The following is an 18,563-nucleotide window of genomic DNA, read 5'->3' as shown; positions in this document are numbered from 1 at the left end:
CAGTCCACGTGCTGACGACGCGGAGGGGCAGGGTCTTCCGCCCTGCCCCTGGGAGGCCGCCGGTCCTGTTGCGGGGACGTCGCCCGGCGGTGTGGGGTGACCCGGGTGCGGGCTCACGAGGACGGGACGGGCAGGCGCGTCCGGTAGGACACCAGCACCTCGTTCCGCCAGTTGCGTCCGGTCAGCTCGACGTCGACGGCGTCGCCGCCGGTGTCGGTCACCGTCACCGTGCCGAACTGGCCCGCCCCCGGGAACGCCCCCTCGCTGTAGGGGCCGCCCTTCAGCGTTCCGGGGGAGTCCATGGCGGCGGCGTGCAGGAGCGGGAAGCCGCCCCGGCCGCCGGTGCTGTAGTCGGTGTTCGTGCCGTCGTCGGCGGCGACCATGTGGGCGTCACCGCTGACCATGACCAGGTTCTCCACGCCCGCGTCGGCGAGGGTGTCCGCGATCCGCCGGCGCTCGTCGGCGTATCCGCCCCAGTCGTCGCGCCCCGGCTCGTCGGGCGCCACCCACGGATCGGGGTTCACCCACAGCACGAGGGCGTGGTCGCGGCTCGCGGTGACCAGTTCGTCCTGCAGCCAGACCAGTTGCCGTTCGCCGAGCATCGTGGTGTCGGTCTTCTCCGAGCGGGTGTCGGTCATGACGACGCGCACGCGGCCCATCGTGAACGCGTGGTAGATCGCACCGCCGTCCCCTTCCACGAGCTCGTGGTGCGGTACGTAGGTGCGGTAGGCCGCACGGGCGGCGTCCCGGCTGGGGGAGGAGGAGTCGGCGTTCTCCGGGCCGTAGTCGTGGTCGCTCCAGACGTAGGACACCGGCACGGCGCGGTACAGCGCGGCCTGGGCCGGCGAGGTGAGCGCGTCCTCGTAGCGGTCGCCGAACAACGTGGGCTCGTCCCGGGCGATGTTGGCGTAGTGCAGGTCGCCCATGTGGATGAACAGCGCCGGGTCGACCGCCCGGATGGCGTCGAACACCGCGCCGCTCGAGCCGGTGCGGGCGCACGAGGCCACGGCGATGGTGAAGGACGCCGGGCCCTCCGGCGGGGTGCTGAACGTCCCTGCTCCGCGGCTGCGGTCGGGCTCACCGTCCACCTCGACGGCGTACCGGTAGTCGGTGCCGGGCTCGAGCCCGTCGACGTCCAGCCGGACGACGTCGTCGGGACCCGGCGGGACGACGTCGGAGCGGACGGTCCCGTCGCCGCCGGTCACGGCGAGGCGCACCTCGTCCGCGTCGCCGTCGATCTTGGCGACGACCTCGGCCGAGCGCGCGGTCACCGCGCCGCTCCACGTCCAGGCCACCGCGTCGACCGCCAGCGGCAGCGTTGCCGAGCGCGGGTGGAGCGGGCCGAACAGCCGGTCGTAGATCTCGGCCGAGGCGCCGAAGGTGCCCGCGAGCAGTAGCGCCGTGGCCATCGCCAGCGTGACCACCGCGCGCATCGTGCGGCGGTGCTGCCACACCAGCCAGAAGCCGACCGCCGGCACGAGGAAGAGGCCCGCGATCAGGAGGCTGACCCACGGTTGGTAGGTGATGGACGCGAAGACCGCGAGCCCGGTACCGGCGAGGGCGGCGAGCGCCGCTCCCACCGCTTCCCAGCGGAGCGCGACCAGCAGGGCGACCGCCGCCAGTCCCAGCAGCGCCAGCTGGAGCTGCCTGGACAGCGCCGGTCCCATGGCCACGCCCTCCGGGCTGGCCGGGAGCCCCTCGACGAGAGCGAGGGCGGCGAACAGGACGACCGCGCCGGCGAGCCACAGGCGGGCTCCGCGGCGGACCGTCCGCTCGCGCGCGGCGGGGACCTGGAGCAGGCCGGGGCCGGCGCGCACGTCGCCGGGCAGCTCCCACGGGCAGGCGGCGCAGCGCCGGTGCCACGGCCGGTGCTCCAGCGCCCACCAGGTGCCGAGCACGAGGGCGAGCCCGAGGAGCACGCCGGCGACGACGTCCGACGGCCAGGACAGGCGGCTCCGGACGATCTCGAACGACGCGGCGAGCACGCCGGCGGAGGTCAGGCCCAGCGCGACCAGGGCGGCCGTGCGCCGCCGGGTGGCGACGTACACCGCGAGCGGGAGGAACCCGGCGAACAGGGTGGCCTGGAGAGCGGGCGCGCTCGGCAGGGAGCCGGTCAATCCGGCCATCGGGCCGTCCGGTGGGAAGGCCCGCTCCAGCCGGTCGGCGAAGAGAGCGTGGGCGATCAGCGCGCCGACCACCACGCCGAGCTGCCCCAGCGCGAAGGTGGGGCAGCGCCGTCCCACGACACCGACGACGACGGCCAGACCCACCGCCAGCGGCACTCCGCCGAGGAGCTCCCAGGGCACGACGGAGGCGACCGGGTCGGTGATCTCGTCGTCGAGCTCGGCGAGCAGCTGCGGCGCGCCTGCGGTGGTGAAGACGAACTGCACGGCCGCCGCCGCCGTCAGCAGGGCCGCCCACCCGACCAGCAGGCTGCCGCGCCGCTGCCCCTCCACGGGTGCCTGCCCCAGCGGGGTGACGGCGAGGAGTGGGCGCGCCCAGCGGGGGAGGTCGGGCCAGGTCGCCGCGGTGAGCAGCGATAGCGCGGAGACGACGGCGAGGGCGGCGACCAGGGCCAGCAGGAGTGCGTACATCCACGCCAGTCCCGCGAACATGCCCTCGTCGGGGGCGTAGTTCTTCGTGGCCCCACGGGCGCCGTAGACGGCCAGGCCGCCGGCGGACAGGCCGAGGAACAGGTAGTGCAGGCGGGGCCGGAGCCCGGAGAGCAGGGCGGCGTCAGGCGGGGTCCCGGTCCGGACGAAGGCGGCGCTGGCCCGCGCCTGGAGCACCGTCCGGCGGTCCCGGCCACGGCGGTGCCTGCCGTGGAAGGCGTCGCGGACGAGGGTGAACGCCGAGATCAGCAGCCCGGCACCCATGATGGCCGGCACGAAGATCTGGGCGCGGTCGATGTCGGCGTCGGCCCACCAGTCCTCCTTGACGCGGCGTCTGCTGCCGGTGCGCGTCACGGCTGGTCCTCCTCCGGGAGCACGAGGACCACCCCGGAGTCGCCGTCCACCGTCACCCGCCGGCCGTCGAGTGCGGCGGTCGCGCCGGGGAGGTTGAGCACGGCGGGCAGGCCGAGCTCGCGGGCCACGATCGCCGCGTGGGACAGCGGGCCGCCCCGCTCCACCACGATGGCGCCGGCCCGCAGGAAGACCGGCGACCACCCGGCGTCGGTCGCCGCCGCGACCAGCACGTCCCCGGGTGCGAGCAGGTCGGGGGACGGCTCGGTCAGCACGCGCGCCCGGCCGGTGTGCCGGCCCGGGCTCGCCGCCCACCCCTCGAGGCGGTCGCCCCGCGGCGCCTCCACCGGCGCCGCGGACGGCGTGCCGGTGAAGCGCACCGGCAGCGGGGGGTCCTGCAGGTGCTGTCGCATCCAGCGGCGGCGTCGCGCGAGCTCGGCCGGGGGCGGAGCAGCGCCGCGGAGCGCCGCACGCAGCTCGGCAGTGCGCAGCAGGTCGACGTCGTCCGGGCTGTCGAGCACGGAGGACTCCGTGAGCCGGCGCCCCACCTCCAGGTGCACGCGCCGTACCTCGCCGCCGACGGCGAGCACGGCGGCCTTGACGTTCTCGCGCCGGGCCAGCCCCTCGGAGGCGTCCCCGATGAGCCGGCGGAGCACGTGCAGCCGGACGTCGACGAGCTGCCCCGTCAGGATCCGGACCCGGCGCCACGAGCGCTGGGTGGTCAGCTCCCGCTCGAGGTCGTGCTGGGCCGCCTCCCGCTCGGGGCCCCGCGGCACCTGGGGAGGCATCGCGACCGAGTCGCTCTCGCTCCAGGTGGGGCCGGCGAAGACCGACCGGGACGTGGCCGGTGAGCGGTCGCGCCGGGCCCCGGCGCCCACGGTCACCCGCTGAGCGGCGGAGGCGGCCGCGTCCTCGCCCAGGTGGCCGGCCAGCGTGCGCTCCAGTTCGCGGTACGCCGCCACGGCCGCGGACGCGACGGACAGCTCCACCGTCATCCCGCGCGCGCCCAGGTCGACGAGCCGCTGCCGGTAGGCGAGCAGGTCGGCGTCGGTCAGGTCCACCAGATCCGGGGGGTCCGTCAGCACCTCGTCCGTGGTCGCGAGGACCACGGCGGCCTCGGCCACGGCGCGCCGGCGCGCGGAGGCGCCGCGGAGGGCATAGCGCGCGGTGCGCCACCACGGTGCCGGGGTGCCCTCATCGGCGTCGGCCATGGCGGCGCCGAAGTACTGGCGCTCCAGCTCGGCCTCGGACCCGCCGGGGACGGCCCCCGCGGCTGCCTTCAGCAGATCCAGGTCCAGGGCTGCGCGGCCGTGCACCCGGCGGACGAACTCGTGCGGACCGGAACGGTCGCCCGGGAGTCCCCACAGCCGGCCCAGCACGGTCCGGAGCGCCTCCTCCACCAGGAAGGAGCCCAGCTCCCAGACCAGCGGGGGAAGGAACCCGGGGAGGGTCTCGCCGATCCCCGCCGTGGTCAGCTCGGCGTCGTCGCCGACCGTGTCGCTGCCGTCGTCGGTCCTCGTCGGCCCGGTGGTGATCGGCCGGGCCTGCACCACCCAGGTCCGGTCGCCGTCCCAGGCCCACTCCACGTCCTGCGGGACGCCACCCCCGACCGTGCGCTCCACCCGCAGGGCCAGCTCCGCGGCCTCCTGCACCTCCGGCGGGACGTCGGGCCCGGCCGAGGAGCCGTCTCGCGGCAGGAGCCACACGGCCGGAGTGCGTGCGCCGGACACGAGCGCCTCGCCGAGCTCCGGCACGGCTTCCACCCGCGCCCGGTCCCCGGCGCCCCCGGGATCGACCGTGAAGACGACGCCGGCCGTCCGAGCGGGGACCATGCGCATGATCGCCGCGGGCATGGCGATGTCGTCGCTGGTGATGCCCCAGGCCCGCCGGTAGGCGACCGGTGCCGGGTGCCAGAGCGACGCCCACGTCAGCCGGACGGCATGGAGGACCTCGTCCGGGGCGACGTCCAGGGAGGAGCGGTACTGCCCGGCGAAGGAGGCCCCCGCCATGTCCTCGACCGTGGCCGACGAGCGGACGGCGACCGGGGCACCGCCGCCGACCGAGCGAGCGGCGTCGATCAGCGCCTGCGTCACGGCGGCATCGACGGGAACGGCCAGGAAGGCCTCGTCCACCTCGGGGGAGGGGACGACGGCCCCGTCCCGCACCCGGGTCAGCAGGCCGGCGAGGTCGGGGTGGGCGGCCACGCCGCGGTAGGCCGTGGCCGTGACGACGGCGGTCGGGGGTACGGGGAAGCCCGCCTGGACCAGCCGGTCGAGGGATCCCGCCTTGCCTCCCAGCTCGGCCGCCGCGGCCGGAGTGCCGGGGCGGAGGAGGACCACGGGTCCGGCGACGGTCAGCGTGGTCACGCCACGTCCTCGGGGACGCCGGTCAGGGCCGACCGGTAGGCGGCGACGCACCGGTCGGCCAGCCGTTCCACGGGTTCCCCGGTGGCGGCCGACCGGGCGCTCAGCCAGGCCGCCAGGTCCGGTCGCAGCTGGACCACGTGCCGGTCCCGCACGGCGCTGGCCAGCGCCGCAGCGAGCAGGAGCAGGGTCGCGGCCAGCACGACGACGAGGTCGGACGTGCCGTCCCGGAGGACGTCGACGAGGCCGACCGCGGCCGGCAGCAGCGCGACCGCGAGCAGGACGGCGGTGCGGGACACGGGAACCACCTGGGGGAGAGGAGCATCGACTGCCCGGACGCTAGGCGGGCCCGGTCCCGCCCGACGGGGGCCGAGCGGACCGAGGAGCGGGGACCTTCGGCCCCTGTCGAGCGGCGGTGACAGGCCGGGACCGGCGCGTCGGGCAACGGCCGGACGGGTCTGCTCGGGACCTCCGTCCCGCCAGTCAGGGCCGGTCGGCCAGGGACCACCGGGAGTTCCTGGGGCATGATCACCCGGGGCCGGTGCCACCGGGAACCATCACCGGGAGGGACGACGTGGACACCCCACCGCGCGGCACGCTGGTCCGCGCCGAGGACGTTCGGCGTCCGCCCTGGACCGACGGGGCGCCCCGGCGCCGCCCGTCGGGGCAGGAGCCGGTCCCGTCGCCCCGGGATCCGGGCAGGCTGGCGCTGTGGGCCACGGCCCTGGTCGCGTCGATGTCGGCGCTGGTGCTCCTCCGGGTGGTGACCGAGCAGGACGGGCCGGTCCAGGCCCTGGACGGGGCGGTCCAGGACCTCCTGCGTCGCGGGGACCTGCCGACCGTCGCCGCCGACCTCGACGCGATCGGGTCCGCGGTGGGCTACCGCGCGCTGTGGGTGCCGGCCGCGCTGATCCTGGTCTGGTTCGCCCGGTGGCGGCACCTGGTCGTGTACCTGGGCACCGTGTCGGTCGTGGCCGCGACGGCGCAGGTCGTCGGGGGTGACGGTGCCTTCGTGCGGGCCGTCCGGCGCTCGGTGACCGGCTCGGACGACGCCGTCGTCGTCCCCGCCTGGCCGGTCATCGTCATGTCGACGGTGGTCGCGGCGACGGTCATCGCCCTCGCGCCGGCGGGCCGGTGGCGCCGGATCGCCTGTGCGGTGGGTGTGGCGGCCGTCGCCGCCATGGCCGCCGCCCGCGTGACGCTCGGACTGGACAGCGCCACGGCCACCGTGGCCAGTGCCGGGCTGGGGTGCAGCGCCGCGGCACTGGCGTTCACCCTGTTCGCCCCCGAGCGGGAGTTCCCCGTCGTCTACCACCGGGAGGTGAAGGCACATCTCCGGCTGGACGCGGCACGCAAGGGCCGGATCATGGCGGCCGTGCGGAACCAGCTCGGCATCCCGCTCAGCGACATCGACCCCTACCGGCTGGACGGGTCGGCCGGGTCCACTCCCTGCCGCCTGGTCGTCGCCGACCGATCACCGCTCCTGCTGTTCGGAAAGCTGTACGCGACCACGCACCTGCGCTCGGACCGCTGGTACAAGTACGTGCGCGTCCTGCGCTACGGGCGACTGGAGGACGAGGCGCCGTTCTCCTCGGTCCGCCGGCTCGTCGAGCACGAGGACTACATGCTCCGCCTGCTGCGGGACTCCGGCGTGCGGGTGCCCGAGCCCGGGGGAGTGGTCGAGGTGGTGCCGGGGCGGGAATACCTGCTGGTCACCGAGCTGGTGCCGGACGCCGTGGAGATCCTCGAGTCGCCGGTTCCCGACGAGGTGATCCACGACGCCCTGCTGCAGATCCGCCACCTGTGGCAGGCGGGTGCCGCGCACCGCGACGTCAAACCGTCCAACGTCCTGGTGCAGGGGTCCAAGGTCGTCCTGATCGACGTCTCCTTCGGTGAGCTGCGGCCCTCCCGGTGGCGGCAGGCCGTCGACCTGGCCAACATGATGCTGATCCTGGCGCTCCCGGCCGGGCCCGAGCGGGTGCTCGGGCACGCGCGGCAGTTGTTCAGCACCGACGAACTGGCCGAGGCGTTCGCCGCGACCAGTTCGCTCACCGTGCCGCGCCAGCTGCGGCGCATGCTGGATGCCCGGCAGCCGGACCTGGTGACCGAGTTCCGCCGCCTGCTGCCGGCGCGGCCGAGGATCAGCGTGCAGCGCTGGAGCCTCGTGCGCGTGCTGCTCGCCTGGGCCGCCGTCGTCGGCGCGCTCCTCGTGGTCCTGGTCGTGGGGCTCAACCTGCGTGCCGGCGGCCTCCTGTGACCACCACGGCGGGGTCGCGCGACCAGGGGATGGCGCGCGAGGCGGCCGCCACCCTGCCGGAGCGGCCCCGTACGCCGCAGGGGGGTCTCGACGCCGCCGCCGTGGCCGCGCGGGTGGCGGCGGAGCAGACGAACACCGCGTCGGTCCGCACCAGCCGGACGCTGCCCGACATCGTGCGGGCGAACGTCTTCACGTTCTTCAACGGGCTCCTGGTGGCGCTGTGGGTCGTGGCCGCGCTGACCGGCCGGTGGCAGAACGCCACCTTCGGCGGTGTGGTGGTGGCCAACGCCGCCATCGGGATCGTGCAGGAGCTGCGCGCCAAACGGACGCTCGACCGGCTCGCGGTGCTCAACGCGCCCCGCGCCCGGGTCGTCCGCGACGGTGTCGAGCACGACCTGCCCGTCACCGAGGTGGTGCTGGACGACCTGCTCCGGCTGACGGCGGGCGATCAGGTGCCGGCGGACGGCCTCGTGATCGGCTCCGCGGGGCTGGCGGTCGACGAGTCGCTGCTCACCGGGGAGGCGGACGCCGTCGCCAAGGAGGCAGGGGAGGCGGTGTGGTCCGGCTCGATCGTGGTCGCGGGACAGGCCACGGTCCAGGCGGCCGCCGTGGGGGACGCGGCCTACGCGACCCGGCTGGCGACCGAGGCCCGTCGCTTCACGATCACCTTCTCCGAGCTCGTCGCGAGCACCAACCGGCTGCTGCGCTGGATCGCGATCGTGCTGCTGGTCGTCGGCCCGATCGTGCTGTGGAGCCAGTTCCGCACGGTGGAGAACGAGGGATGGCGCGACGCGGTGACCGGGACGGTGGCCGCGCTGGTCGGCATGATCCCGGAGGGGCTGGTCCTGCTCACGACGCTGGCCTTCATGGTCGCGACGGTCAGCCTCGCCCGCCGCAAGGTCCTGGTGCAGGAACTGCCCGCCGTCGAGGGCCTGGCCCGGGTGGATGTCGTCTGCCTGGACAAGACCGGCACCCTCACCTACGGGGACGTCCGCTTCGACCGGCTGGTGCCCGTCGACGACGGCGCGCCGGCCACCACCTCCGACGAGGAGATCGGCACGGCCCTGGGACTGCTCGCCGGTTCCGACGCGGCCAACGCCACCGCGGCGGCCCTGGCGGCGGCCTTCCCGCCGCCGGCGGGCGAGGGGCCGGTGGACGGCATCCCGTTCTCGTCGGCCCGCAAGTGGTCGGCCGTCCGCACCGCGGGCGGTGCCACCTGGGTGCTGGGTGCTCCGGAGATGGTGCTGCCCGCGCCCGCGCCGGGTGCGGCCGAGGCAGCGCGTGCACGGTCCGACGCGCTGGCCGCGGAGGGCCGCCGCGTCCTCCTGCTGGCCCGGTCGGCGGACGTGCCGGCCGTCGTCGACGGCGAGCCCGTCCTGCCGGCGGAGCTCGTCCCGGTGACCCTGGTCGTCCTCGCCGAGCGCATCCGGGAGGACGCCGGCGAGGTCCTCGCGTACTTCACCGACCAGCAGGTGGCGCTCAAGGTGATCTCCGGCGACAACCCGCGGACGGTCGGCGTCGTCGCCGCGAGCGTCGGCGTCCCGGGGGTCAGCGGCGCGGCGGACGCCGTCGACGCGCGGACCCTGCCCGAGGACCTCGACGCGCTCGCGGACGCCATGGAGGCGCACAGCGTGTTCGGCCGGGTCACGCCGCACCAGAAACGGGCCATGGTGCGCGCGCTGCAGAGCCGCGGCCACGTGGTCGCGATGACCGGGGACGGGGTCAACGACGCGCTGGCGCTGAAGGACGCGGACATCGGGGTGGCCATGGGCAACGGGTCACCCGCCACGCGCGCGGTCGCCCAGCTGGTCCTCCTCGACGGGCGGTTCGCGCACCTGCCGGTCGCCGTCGCCGAGGGACGCCGCGTGATCGCCAACATCGAGCGGGCGGCCAACCTGTTCCTCGTCAAGAACGTCTACTCGGTGGTGCTGGCGCTGATCACCGTCGTCAGCGTGAGCGCCTATCCGCTGGAGCCGATCCAGCTCACGCTCATCTCGGTCGTGACCATCGGGGTGCCCGGCTTCTTCCTCGCGCTGGGGCCCAACAAGCGGCGGTACGTGCCCGGCTTCCTGGGCCGGGTGCTGAGCTTCTCCGTACCCGCGGGCGTGATCACCGGCGCCGCGGCGTACGGCGGCTACGCGGCGGCGCGCGTGCTCGACCCCGGGGACGGCGTCGCCGGGGCACGGACGACGGCGACCGTCGTGGTGCTGATCGCGGCGCTGTGGACGCTGGTGATCCTCGCCCGGCCCCTGGTGGCGTGGAAGGTCGCCCTGATCGGCGCCATGGTGGGCATCGTCGTCCTCGTGCTCCTGGTGCCGGCCCTGGGGCGGGGCATCTTCCTGCTGGAGGTGACGCCCCGGGCGATGCTGCTCGCGCTGCCGGTCGGGGCTGCGGCGGCGCTCCTCGTCGAGCTCGCCGAGCGGCTCACCTCCGCCGTGGCCGACCGGCGTCGCCCGCCCGGTCGGGGCCGGACGGGCGGGGGCGTCACCCCTTGCTGATGGCGATCTTCGTCGGGGACGGCGGCGCCGGCGGCTCGGGCACGGGGATGCGGACCTCGAGGATGCCGTCCTTGTAGCTGGCCGTGACGTCGTCCGCCGAGACGCCCTCGGGGATCGGCAGGCTCCGGGTGAACCGCCCGTAGCGCAGTTCGTGCCGCGTGTAGCCCTTGTCCTCGGTGTCCTCCTCGACCCGGCGCTCGGCGTCGATGCGGAGCATCCCGTCGGTGACGGTCAGCTCGACGTCCTTGTCCGGGTCGATGCCCGCCAGCTCCGCCCGGATGACCTGGGTGTCGCCGTCGCGGTACTCGTCGACGCCGATGACGTCCTCGCCCCGCGTCTCCCAGGGCAAGCCCGGGGCACGGTTCATCGGCAGGGTCCGCATCCACTCGTCGAACATCCGGTCCAGCCGGGCGAAGGGTGATGCCGGGATCCCGCTCTTGTCACGTCGCTGCACGTTGCTGCTCATGGGTCCTCCTCGTGGTGGGTGGACGTCCACCGTCGCCCCGGCGCGGCGTCCCGCGAAGAGCGGTTGGTCCCCGGTGCGGGTGCTGTGCGACCCGGGACCGCGCGGACGGTCGAAGGCTCACGCGGGCCCGACGACGGCCACGGGGCACCGTGCGTAGTGGGCGACCGCGTGGCAGACGCTGCCCATCGGCGCACCGGATCGCGCCCGGCCGTGCCGGCCGACCACCAGCAGCGCGGCCCCGGCGGCATGGTCCAGGAGGGCGCGGGCGGGGTGGTCCGCGGCCGTCGCCGTGTGCACGCGGACGTCCCGGTGCCGGCGTTCGGCCTCGCCGATGCGGGCGGAGAGGAAGGCCGCGGCGCGTTCGGCGAGCTCGTCGCGGTCCAGGTCGACGAGCCCGGACAGGGCGGCCAGGGGGATGTCGGACCAGGTGTGGACGGCGACGACGTCGTGGCCGCGCGCAGCCGCGAGTTCGAAGCCGAACGCGACCGCCCGCTCCGAGGCGGGCGACCCGTCGACCCCGATGACCACCGGTCCCGGTGCTCGTGTCGGCCGGTCGCGGACGACCACGACCGGGGCTCCCGCGGTGCGGAGCAGTTCGTCGGCGCTCGAGCCCAGCAGCACCTGAGGGGTGTCGGTCTGCCCCGAGGCGCCCAGGACGAGGAGGGCGGCGTCCGCGGCGGCCTTCCGGAGCACCTCGACGGCGTTCCCGAGGACGACCTCGCCCTCGACGTCGGTGCCCGGCGTCTCGCGGCGGCACCGGTCGACGGCGAGCGCCATGGTGGTCGTGGCGGCCCGCGCCATGCGGTCCACATCGAGCGCGGACGCAGGCAGGTCCAGGTCCGCGAGCTCGTGGCGCGGCCAGTGCAGGGCGTGGAGCAGGCGCAGCGGTCGCTCGGCTCCGGCGACCTCCCGGGCCGCCCAGTGCGCCGCCTCGCGGGCCGGCACCGACCCGTCGAACGCCACCACCACGGCGCCCGGCGGCAGGTCGAGCGGGGAGTCCCCGATCGAGGGAGCGCCGGACGGCGGAGTGGACGTGCTGTTGCCTGCGTGCTCCATGCCCGCAGCCTCCCCGTCCGGCCGCGCGACGAGCAGGGGCCGGAAGTCCCCAACGGGGTGGCCGAGGGCCCGGTCGCCGGCGTCCGGGCCGGACGTCCCGTCAGTCGGGGTGGACGACGTCCAGCACGACCCGGGTGGGGTTCTCGAGCAGGTAGGCCCGGAACGGGGTCTTCTCCGTCGTCCCCACGAATGCCACCGACGTGCCCTCGAAGGTGGTGTCCCAGACGACCTCGGTGACCACCTGGGTCCCCTGGCCGGGCAGCGCCGCCGAGCCGTCGTACTCCTCGATGCCCGTCTCGGTCGGGTACCCGACGCCGGTGATCGTGACCTGGAGGATCGCGTCGCCCTCGACCTGGACGGGGGCCCCGCTGCCCTGGCTGGCCGCCTCGTCGACGTACCGGATGTCCCAGCCGGGCAGCCCGGCGCCCTCCACCTCGAAGACGACCCGGTCGAAGCCGTCGTGCGCTCCGGTCCTGATCGTCGTCACGGTGACGAAGGAGTCCGCGGACGCCTGCCCGGTGTCCGGCTCGGTGTTCGCCGGGAACGGCGGGGCGTCGGTGCTGTCGTCGCCCTCGGTCGACGGCGTGCTGCTCCCGGCGGCGCCGGACGAGGTCGCGGCCGACGAGCTCGTGGGCGCGCTGCTCGACGCACTGCTCGTGGTCCCCGCGTCGGAGTCGCCGTCGTCACCGCCGCACGCGGAGAGCAGGGCGGCCACCACGAGGGCGGGAAGGGCGGCGACGACGGTCATGCGCATGCTCGGAGGATGCCGGGTGTGCGCCTCGGCCGCCGGAGCACAACGACCGGATCGGGACGGCGGAAGGTCCCGGCCGCAGGCTGGCCGCGCGTGGGGACGTCGTCCCCTGCCGCCGGGTACTTACGGCCGTCGTACGGCGGCGATCGGCGCTGTTCCCATGGCGGTGTGCACGAGGACCGACACAGGGAGCGGTAATGAGATCAGAGGGCGGGCTCGACGGCCGGGTGGCGCTGGTGACGGGAGGTGCGCGGGGGATCGGCGCCGCCGTCGTGGCCGCGTTCGTCGCCGACGGCGCGAAGGTCGTCGTGGCGGACGTGCTGGACCCCGAGGGCAAGCAGCTGGCCCACGACCTGGGGAGCGCTGCGAGCTACGTCCACCTCGACGTGAGCGACCCGGAGCAGTGGCGGACCGCCATGGACGAGGCGGAACGGACGTTCGGACCGGTGACGGTACTGGTGAACAACGCCGGGATCGTGGAGTTCGCCTCGATCGAGGCGTCGACCGACGACTCCTTCCGGCGGGTCCTCGACATCGACCTCGTCGGCGCGTTCTACGGCATGCGCGCCGTCCTGCCGGCCATGCGCGGAGCGGGCGGTGGCGTGGTCGTGAACGTCTCCTCCACCGCGGGGCTGACCGGCTATGCCGGGATCGCCGGCTACGTGGCGGCCAAGTGGGGCCTGCGTGGCCTGACGAAGGCCGCCGCCCTGGAGTTCGCGGTGGACGGCATCCGGGTGTGCTCGGTGCACCCCGGCCCGATCCGCACGCCCATGACCGAGGGCATGGGGGAGGAGTCGGTCGCGGGACAGCCGATCGAACGGTTCGGCGAGCCGGAGGAGGTCGCCTCCATGGTGCTCTTCATCGCTGCGGATGCGACCTTCTCGACCGGCACCGAATTCGTCGTCGACGGCGGCGCGACCGCCGGCGTCGCGACGGTGCTGCCGGCGAGCGGCCGGGGACCGGACCGAGGGAGATGACACCGTGCCACTCGACGCGATGATCACGACGGCGCGACAGCTGGTGGCTCCCGGGAAGGGGATCCTCGCGGCCGACGAGAGCACGCCCACGATGACCAAGCGGCTGGCCGCGGTGGGCGTCGACTCCACCGACGACAACCGCCGCCGCTACCGGCAGCTGCTGTTCGCTGCGCCGGGACTCGCCGCCCACATCAGCGGGGTGATCCTGTTCGACGAGACGACCCGCCAGCAGGACGACGACGGACGGCCGCTCGCCGACCTGCTGCGCGACCAGGGCGTGATCGCCGGCATCAAGGTCGACCGGGGGACGACGCCGCTCGCCGGCTTCCCCGGCGAGGTGGTCACCGAGGGCCTCGACGGTCTCCGGGCGCGGCTCGAGGAGTACGCCGCGATGGGCCTCCGCTTCGCGAAGTGGCGCGCCGTCCTCCGCATCGCCGACGGACGGCCCACGTCCGCCGCGACGGAGGCCAACGCGCACGCGCTGGCCCGGTATGCGGCGCTCACCCAGGAGGCCGGGCTGGTGCCGATCGTCGAGCCCGAGGTGCTGATGGACGGCCCGCACACGCTCGAGCGGTGCGCCGAGGTCACGACCGCGGTGCTCCGGACCGTGTACGACCAGCTCGCCCGGCAGCGCGTCGTCCTGGAGGCCAGCCTCCTCAAGCCGAACATGGTCGTCTCGGGCACGGAGTGCCCCTCGCGGGCCGACCCGGCCGCGGTGGCGGAGGCGACGATCCGGGTGCTGCGCGACGCCGTGCCGGCTGCCGTCCCGGGGATCGTCTTCCTCTCCGGCGGGCAGACCGACGAGGAGGCGACGGCGAACCTGGACGCGCTGAACCGCACCGGGCCGCAGCCCTGGGAGCTGAGCTTCTCCTTCGGACGTGCGCTCCAGGCGCCGGTGCTGCGCGCCTGGGCCGGTGACGACGCGCACGCGGACGCCGCCCGGGCCGCGCTGCTCCACCGTGCCGCCATGAACGGCGTCGCCCGACGGGGCGCCTACCGCGCGGACCTGGAGATGCCCGCCGCGGTCGGGCGCTGAGCCGCGGGCGGCACCTCGGGCTCGCTCATCCGCGGGGATCTCACTCCTGGCGGATGAGCCGGGGACCCGGATGCCCGGGCAGGGTCGGCGGCGGCGTCCTCCCCCGAGGACGCGGGAGGAGGATTCGGATGGAAGCGCGGCCGGTCGACCTCGTGGTCGTCGCATGGTCGGAGGAGGCGGCGGCGGAGCGCGCGGTGCACGAGCTCCGGGTGACCGGGATGCCCGGGATCCTCGGGATGCTCGCGCTGGCCGTCACCGTCGACGGCGAGCTCCGGACGAGGGAGGCCCAGGGGCGGGTGGGCGCCGTCGGCGCGGTGCTCGACGCCGGCCTCGGCCTCATGACCTCCGGTATCGGCTGGCTGCCTCTCGACGGCGCGGCCGCGGCCCGTGCGGACGAGGCGCGGGACGGCGGGGTCCGGGGCGACGGGCTGCGGGCGCTGGGCGAGCGCATGGCCCGGCGCTCGTCGGTCCTCCTGGTGGTCGTCGTGGACGGACGGGGCGTCACCGTGTCGCAGGGGTGCGCGGGCCTGCCCCTGACCTCGGACCGGACGGCGATCGATCCGGGCCTCCTCACCCGGTGGGCCACCCCTCGTGCCCGGGTCCCGGCGCCGCGGCCACCGGTGGACTCGCCGGTCGCGATCCGGACGAGCGGCGCGGTCATGCGGCTGCGGGACAGCGTTCACGCGGGGTAGCGGGAACGATCCGGCCGTGACCCCGCCGGATCCGCGCCGCCACCCTGGACGGGACGTCCGCCTCTGCGCCGGGGCGCCGGCGGGGATCACCGTGGGATGACGGGCCGAGTCGCTCGGCCGATCGGGAGGAGCCGTCCATGACCGCGCCGCGCACGCTCCGAGCGGACGATGCCCGCGCACCGCAGCGGCCACGCGACCGCAGCGCGGCCGGGCTGCTGCTGCTCGTCTCGGGGGCGGCGGTGGTGCTCGGCATCATGACCGCCGAGGCGCTGTACCCGGCGCGCTACGAGGTCCACCGCAACACCGTCAGCGACCTCGCCGCCATGCGCCCCGAGGACGTCGTCCGCCAGCCCTCGGCGGCCATCTTCAACACGACGATGATCGTGTGCGGCGTGCTCATCGTGGCCGCCGCCGTCCTGCTGCACCGCTCCCGCGCGGGCCTGCTCCCGGTGCTCGCGGTCGCCGGTCTCGGCATCGGGATGGTCGGGGTCGGGCTGTTCCCCGGCAACACCGTGATGGCCGTCCACCAGCTGGTCTCCATCGCCACGTTCCTGTGCGGTGGCCTGGCCGCGATCCTCACCGCCCGGCTGTCGGCCCGGGCGCTGCGCCCGGTCCACCTGCTCCTCGGCGGCGTCGCGCTGGCGTTTCTGATCGGGTACCTCGTGCTCGGCGACGTGGGGCCCTTCGACCGGCTGGGGGAGGGCGGGGTGGAGCGCTGGATCGTCTATCCGGTGGTGCTCTGGATCGTCGTGTTCGGCGCCGGGCTGGCGGCGTCCCCCTCCGACCCGCCCGCGGCCTGATCGCTCCCGGGCACGCCCACCTCGACGAGGGCCTGGCCGAACTCGGCGTGCAACGCGGTCACCAGTGCGTCCGCGTCGGGCACGACCGCGGGGTCGGTGCCGAAACCGATGGTCACCTGCCCCGCGTAGCTGAAGATCGTGACGGTGAGCGCCTGGTTCATGCTGGTCGGCGCCCAGCCGACCACCCCGGCCACCGGGGCGCCCGCCAGGTCCATCGTCGTGCGCGGTCCGGGCACGTTGGTCAGCACCCCCACGGCCTTCGCCCCGAAGAAGCGGTTGACCAGCGTCCCGACGGGTGTCGGGCTCAGGGCGATGGTCCGGCTCAGCGCGTAGGTCACCTCCGGCTCCCAGGAGTCGCGGATGCGCGACACGGCGCGGTGCACGTCACGGAGCCGGTCCCGGAACCCGGCCGGCCCGTGCGGGAGCGGCACGAGCACCAGGGCGAAGTGGTTCCCCAGCTCGGCCCGCGGCTGCTGGTCGGCCGGTTGCAGGTTGACCGGGACCATCCAGGCGATCCGGTCGTCGGCCGGCGCCGGCGGACGTGTCCCCGGCACCTGCGCGAGGTGCCGGGCCAGTGCGCCGCAGACCAGGGCGGTGCAGACGTCGTTCACCGTCGTCCCGGTCTTCTTCGCCACCGCCTTGAGCGCCGGCAGGGGGAGCGGATCGCTCCAGGCGACCGCCTTGGCGATGCCCGGGTGCCCCTCGAGGGCCGACCGGGGATTGGTCCACAGCCCGACCGTCAGCACGCCCACCGCGGTGTTGAGCAGCGTGGCCACCGGCCCCACCCGTCGGCCCGGGAGCGGATGCAGGATGTCGGGACGCCCCACGCGCGCGGACAGCTCCGGCGGGTGACCGTCGGGGGCGTCGAGCAGCCCCAGGAGCAGTTGGGTCGAGCGGATGCCGTCGGCGATCGAATGGTGCATCCGTACCACCATCGCGCTGCCGCCCTGGTAGCCCTGGAGCAGGTGGATCCGCCACATCGGGTGCGCCGGGTCCAGCGGGGTGCTCCGCTGCTCGCCGACGAAGCGCTGGAGTGCGGCCCGGCTCCCTCCCTCGGGCGCGGGGGCGACGACGAGGTGCCGGTCGAGGTCGAAGGCTGCGTCGTCGACCCACGAGGCCCAGCGGAGGGGGCCGCCGTGCACGACGGGTCGTTGCCGCAGCACCGGGTGAGGGTCGAGCAGTCGCGCGCGGACCAGGGCGCGGAACCGGTCCGGGTCCACCTCGACGGTGGTCCAGAGCAGCGACGTGACCACCATCGGGTTCTCCGGCCGGTCGAGGGTCAGCCAGAACGAGTCCTCGACCGCCATCCGCCGGCCGGTCATCCGAAACCTCTCCCCACCACTCCGTCCATCCGTCGACAGTGCCCGTCGCGGCCGTTCCGCGGGCGGGGCGGGAGTCCCTGAGGCGGGGGACCTTGCGCCCTGCGCAGGGACGCACGGGAGGACCGACGCTGGGGGGACAGCCACCTCGAGGAGGCGTCATGAGCACGGAGGACCGAGCGCCGGGAACGTCGGACGCCGGACGGAGGCGGGTCGCCGCCGAGCCGCTGCAGATGACCGAGGCCGAGAAGGCGATCGCGGAGTGGGAGGCCCGCCACGACGTGGCGTCGCGGGGGCACCGGGCGGCGCCGGACCTGGTGCAGCACTACCTCGCCCACGAGCGGCTGGAGCACCCCGCCTCCCCGAAGCGGGACGCGGCCCGGGCGGCGAGTTCCCCGCAGCCCGCGCAGCCGGTGGCGCAGCCGGAGCCGGGTGCCCGGGACAGCCGGTTCCGCGGACTGCTCGGCAAGCTGTTCCGCCGGGGATGAGCCACGGCGCACCGGCCGGTCCTGACCGATCGGCCCGTGACGAAGGAGATCCCATGTCGCCCGATGCCCGCCGGCTCGGTCAGGTCTGCTGGATCGACCTGTCCACCCCGGACGTCGATGCCGCCGCCGTCTTCTACTCGAGCCTGCTGGGCTGGCGGCTGGAGTCGGCCGACACCCCGCTCGGCCGGTACGTCAGCGGGGTGACCGACGCAGGGCCCGTGGCGGGCATGATGGCGCCGCCCGCGGCGGACGGCGAGGGCGTGCCCCCGGCCTGGACCGTCTTCTTCGGGGTCGCCGATGCCGCCGCAGCCTTCGACCGGGCCGGGAGTCTCGGCGCCACGGGCCTGCAGCCTCCGACGGAGGTGCCCGGTGGCAGCCTGATCGCCGTGGTCTCGGATCCTGCGGGTGCGGTGGTCGGCCTGATGGAGTCCCGCGGGAGCGACCCCCTGGGGTGGGGCCGCCCCGGTGCAGCCGCGTGGGTGGAGCTGCAGAGCCGAGCGGTCGACGCGAGCGTGGCCTTCTACGGCGATCTGCTGGACTGGACGCCGGCGCCCGAGGACGACGGCTACCGGATCCTCCATCGGCAGGGGCAGCCGGTGGCCGGGGCGATGGCCATGCCCCCCGAGGTCCCGGCCGAGGTGCCCAGCTACTGGCTGGTGTACTTCGCGGTCGACGACGTCGACGCCGCCGTCCGCCGGGTGGAGGAACTCGGCGGCAGCGTGGTGGTGCCGACCATGACGGTGCAGGAGATGCGGTTCGCCGTGGTGGCCGACCCCGCCGGTGCGGTGTTCGCCCTGCTCCGGACGTCCGGCTGAGTTCGCCCGGCCCATCCCGCGGGACGGGCCCACCTGCCCTCTCGGACAGGGCCCTCGGTGCCCGCGACGTGCCCGTTGGCCT

General features: G+C 75.2%; 15 protein-coding genes. 8 read left to right on the top strand and 7 right to left on the bottom strand.

The annotated features are described in order from the left end of the window. Window positions 1–113 precede the first annotated feature (113 nt). From CRP29_RS11295 to CRP29_RS11285, 3 genes are read right to left on the bottom strand one after another with little or no spacing between them, the layout of a single operon-like run. Window positions 114–2,966, bottom strand: coding sequence for an alkaline phosphatase D family protein (locus CRP29_RS11295; protein ID WP_097195140.1), 2,853 nt, complete (start codon window positions 2,964–2,966; stop codon window positions 114–116). Then, on the bottom strand, window positions 2,963–5,329 hold the full coding sequence (locus CRP29_RS11290; RefSeq protein ID WP_141437106.1) for a PEP/pyruvate-binding domain-containing protein: 2,367 nt from the start codon (window positions 5,327–5,329) through the stop codon (window positions 2,963–2,965). Before CRP29_RS11290 ends, CRP29_RS11295 begins: the two co-directional genes overlap by 4 nt. Beyond that, window positions 5,326–5,625: a hypothetical protein gene (locus CRP29_RS11285; protein WP_097195138.1), complete on the bottom strand. Its 300-nt coding sequence runs from the start codon at window positions 5,623–5,625 to the stop codon at window positions 5,326–5,328. Before CRP29_RS11285 ends, CRP29_RS11290 begins: the two co-directional genes overlap by 4 nt. 275 nt (window positions 5,626–5,900) lie before the next feature. Here CRP29_RS11285 and CRP29_RS11280 point away from each other — a divergent pair, with 275 nt between their 5' ends. Together CRP29_RS11280 and CRP29_RS11275 are read left to right on the top strand one after the other, a co-directional pair. Next, window positions 5,901–7,583, top strand: coding sequence for an RIO1 family regulatory kinase/ATPase domain-containing protein (locus CRP29_RS11280; RefSeq protein ID WP_097195137.1), 1,683 nt, complete (start codon window positions 5,901–5,903; stop codon window positions 7,581–7,583). After that, window positions 7,580–10,081 carry an HAD-IC family P-type ATPase gene (locus CRP29_RS11275; protein WP_217991550.1) on the top strand — a complete coding sequence of 834 codons (2,502 nt, stop codon included), beginning with the start codon at window positions 7,580–7,582 and terminating at the stop codon, window positions 10,079–10,081. The genes CRP29_RS11280 and CRP29_RS11275 overlap by 4 nt, the downstream gene beginning before the upstream one ends. Here the strand turns inward: CRP29_RS11275 and CRP29_RS11270 are convergent. The 3 genes from CRP29_RS11270 to CRP29_RS11260 all read right to left on the bottom strand — a co-directional run bounded on the left by CRP29_RS11270 (window position 10,068) and on the right by CRP29_RS11260 (window position 12,357). After that, window positions 10,068–10,547 carry an Hsp20/alpha crystallin family protein gene (locus tag CRP29_RS11270; protein ID WP_217991549.1) on the bottom strand — a complete coding sequence of 160 codons (480 nt, stop codon included), beginning with the start codon at window positions 10,545–10,547 and terminating at the stop codon, window positions 10,068–10,070. The genes CRP29_RS11275 and CRP29_RS11270 overlap by 14 nt on opposite strands. A 117-nt stretch (window positions 10,548–10,664) precedes the next feature. Further along, a complete protein-coding gene (locus CRP29_RS11265; RefSeq protein WP_097195136.1) occupies window positions 10,665–11,603 on the bottom strand; it encodes a universal stress protein in 939 nt (312 codons plus the stop codon). A 100-nt stretch (window positions 11,604–11,703) separates the two neighbouring features. After that, window positions 11,704–12,357: an AMIN-like domain-containing (lipo)protein gene (locus CRP29_RS11260; RefSeq protein ID WP_217991548.1), complete on the bottom strand. Its 654-nt coding sequence runs from the start codon at window positions 12,355–12,357 to the stop codon at window positions 11,704–11,706. 194 nt (window positions 12,358–12,551) lie between these two features. Here CRP29_RS11260 and CRP29_RS11255 point away from each other — a divergent pair, with 194 nt between their 5' ends. From CRP29_RS11255 to CRP29_RS11240, 4 genes are all read left to right on the top strand, one after another. Next, window positions 12,552–13,331, top strand: coding sequence for an SDR family oxidoreductase (locus tag CRP29_RS11255; protein WP_097195135.1), 780 nt, complete (start codon window positions 12,552–12,554; stop codon window positions 13,329–13,331). 4 nt (window positions 13,332–13,335) lie between these two features. Beyond that, a complete protein-coding gene (locus tag CRP29_RS11250) occupies window positions 13,336–14,367 on the top strand; it encodes a class I fructose-bisphosphate aldolase (protein ID WP_217991547.1) in 1,032 nt (343 codons plus the stop codon). Between the two features lie 128 nt (window positions 14,368–14,495). Next, window positions 14,496–15,059, top strand: a complete 564-nt coding sequence (locus CRP29_RS11245) for a hypothetical protein (protein WP_097195134.1) — start codon at window positions 14,496–14,498, stop codon at window positions 15,057–15,059. 137 nt (window positions 15,060–15,196) lie between these two features. Continuing rightward, on the top strand, window positions 15,197–15,859 hold the full coding sequence (locus CRP29_RS11240) for a DUF998 domain-containing protein (RefSeq protein ID WP_097195133.1): 663 nt from the start codon (window positions 15,197–15,199) through the stop codon (window positions 15,857–15,859). On the opposite strand, the gene CRP29_RS11235 is transcribed toward CRP29_RS11240, so the two are convergent. Next, the gene (locus tag CRP29_RS11235; RefSeq protein ID WP_097195132.1) at window positions 15,784–17,181 is read right to left on the bottom strand and encodes a WS/DGAT domain-containing protein; all 1,398 of its coding nucleotides are present in this window, start codon (window positions 17,179–17,181) and stop codon (window positions 15,784–15,786) included. The genes CRP29_RS11240 and CRP29_RS11235 overlap by 76 nt on opposite strands. A 158-nt stretch (window positions 17,182–17,339) precedes the next feature. On the opposite strand from CRP29_RS11235, the gene CRP29_RS11230 reads away from it, so the two are divergent. Both CRP29_RS11230 and CRP29_RS11225 read left to right on the top strand, forming a co-directional pair. Next, window positions 17,340–17,666 (top strand): hypothetical protein, encoded by a 327-nt coding sequence (locus CRP29_RS11230; RefSeq protein ID WP_097195131.1) that lies wholly within the window; start codon window positions 17,340–17,342, stop codon window positions 17,664–17,666. A 53-nt stretch (window positions 17,667–17,719) separates the two neighbouring features. After that, window positions 17,720–18,481 (top strand): VOC family protein, encoded by a 762-nt coding sequence (locus CRP29_RS11225; RefSeq protein ID WP_101541086.1) that lies wholly within the window; start codon window positions 17,720–17,722, stop codon window positions 18,479–18,481. Window positions 18,482–18,563 lie beyond the last annotated feature (82 nt).

Origin of the sequence: Blastococcus aggregatus (genome assembly GCF_900221005.1) — a bacterium.
Classification (GTDB): Bacteria; Actinomycetota; Actinomycetes; order Mycobacteriales; family Geodermatophilaceae; genus Blastococcus; species Blastococcus aggregatus.
This window is presented reverse-complemented; position numbering and strand designations above follow the sequence as displayed.

What these genes read in the sequence shown, in the direction of transcription:
- CRP29_RS11270 (WP_217991549.1), bottom strand. Translation starts at nt 10,547, where the DNA reads ATGAGCAGCAACGTGCAGCGACGTGACAAGAGCGGGATCCCGGCATCA.
- CRP29_RS11255 (WP_097195135.1), top strand. Translation starts at nt 12,552, where the DNA reads ATGAGATCAGAGGGCGGGCTCGACGGCCGGGTGGCGCTGGTGACGGGA.
- CRP29_RS11230 (WP_097195131.1), top strand. Translation starts at nt 17,340, where the DNA reads ATGAGCACGGAGGACCGAGCGCCGGGAACGTCGGACGCCGGACGGAGG.
- CRP29_RS11235 (WP_097195132.1), bottom strand. Translation starts at nt 17,181, where the DNA reads ATGACCGGCCGGCGGATGGCGGTCGAGGACTCGTTCTGGCTGACCCTC.
- CRP29_RS11260 (WP_217991548.1), bottom strand. Translation starts at nt 12,357, where the DNA reads ATGCGCATGACCGTCGTCGCCGCCCTTCCCGCCCTCGTGGTGGCCGCC.
- CRP29_RS11265 (WP_097195136.1), bottom strand. Translation starts at nt 11,603, where the DNA reads ATGGAGCACGCAGGCAACAGCACGTCCACTCCGCCGTCCGGCGCTCCC.
- CRP29_RS11245 (WP_097195134.1), top strand. Translation starts at nt 14,496, where the DNA reads ATGGAAGCGCGGCCGGTCGACCTCGTGGTCGTCGCATGGTCGGAGGAG.
- CRP29_RS11225 (WP_101541086.1), top strand. Translation starts at nt 17,720, where the DNA reads ATGTCGCCCGATGCCCGCCGGCTCGGTCAGGTCTGCTGGATCGACCTG.
- CRP29_RS11240 (WP_097195133.1), top strand. Translation starts at nt 15,197, where the DNA reads ATGACCGCGCCGCGCACGCTCCGAGCGGACGATGCCCGCGCACCGCAG.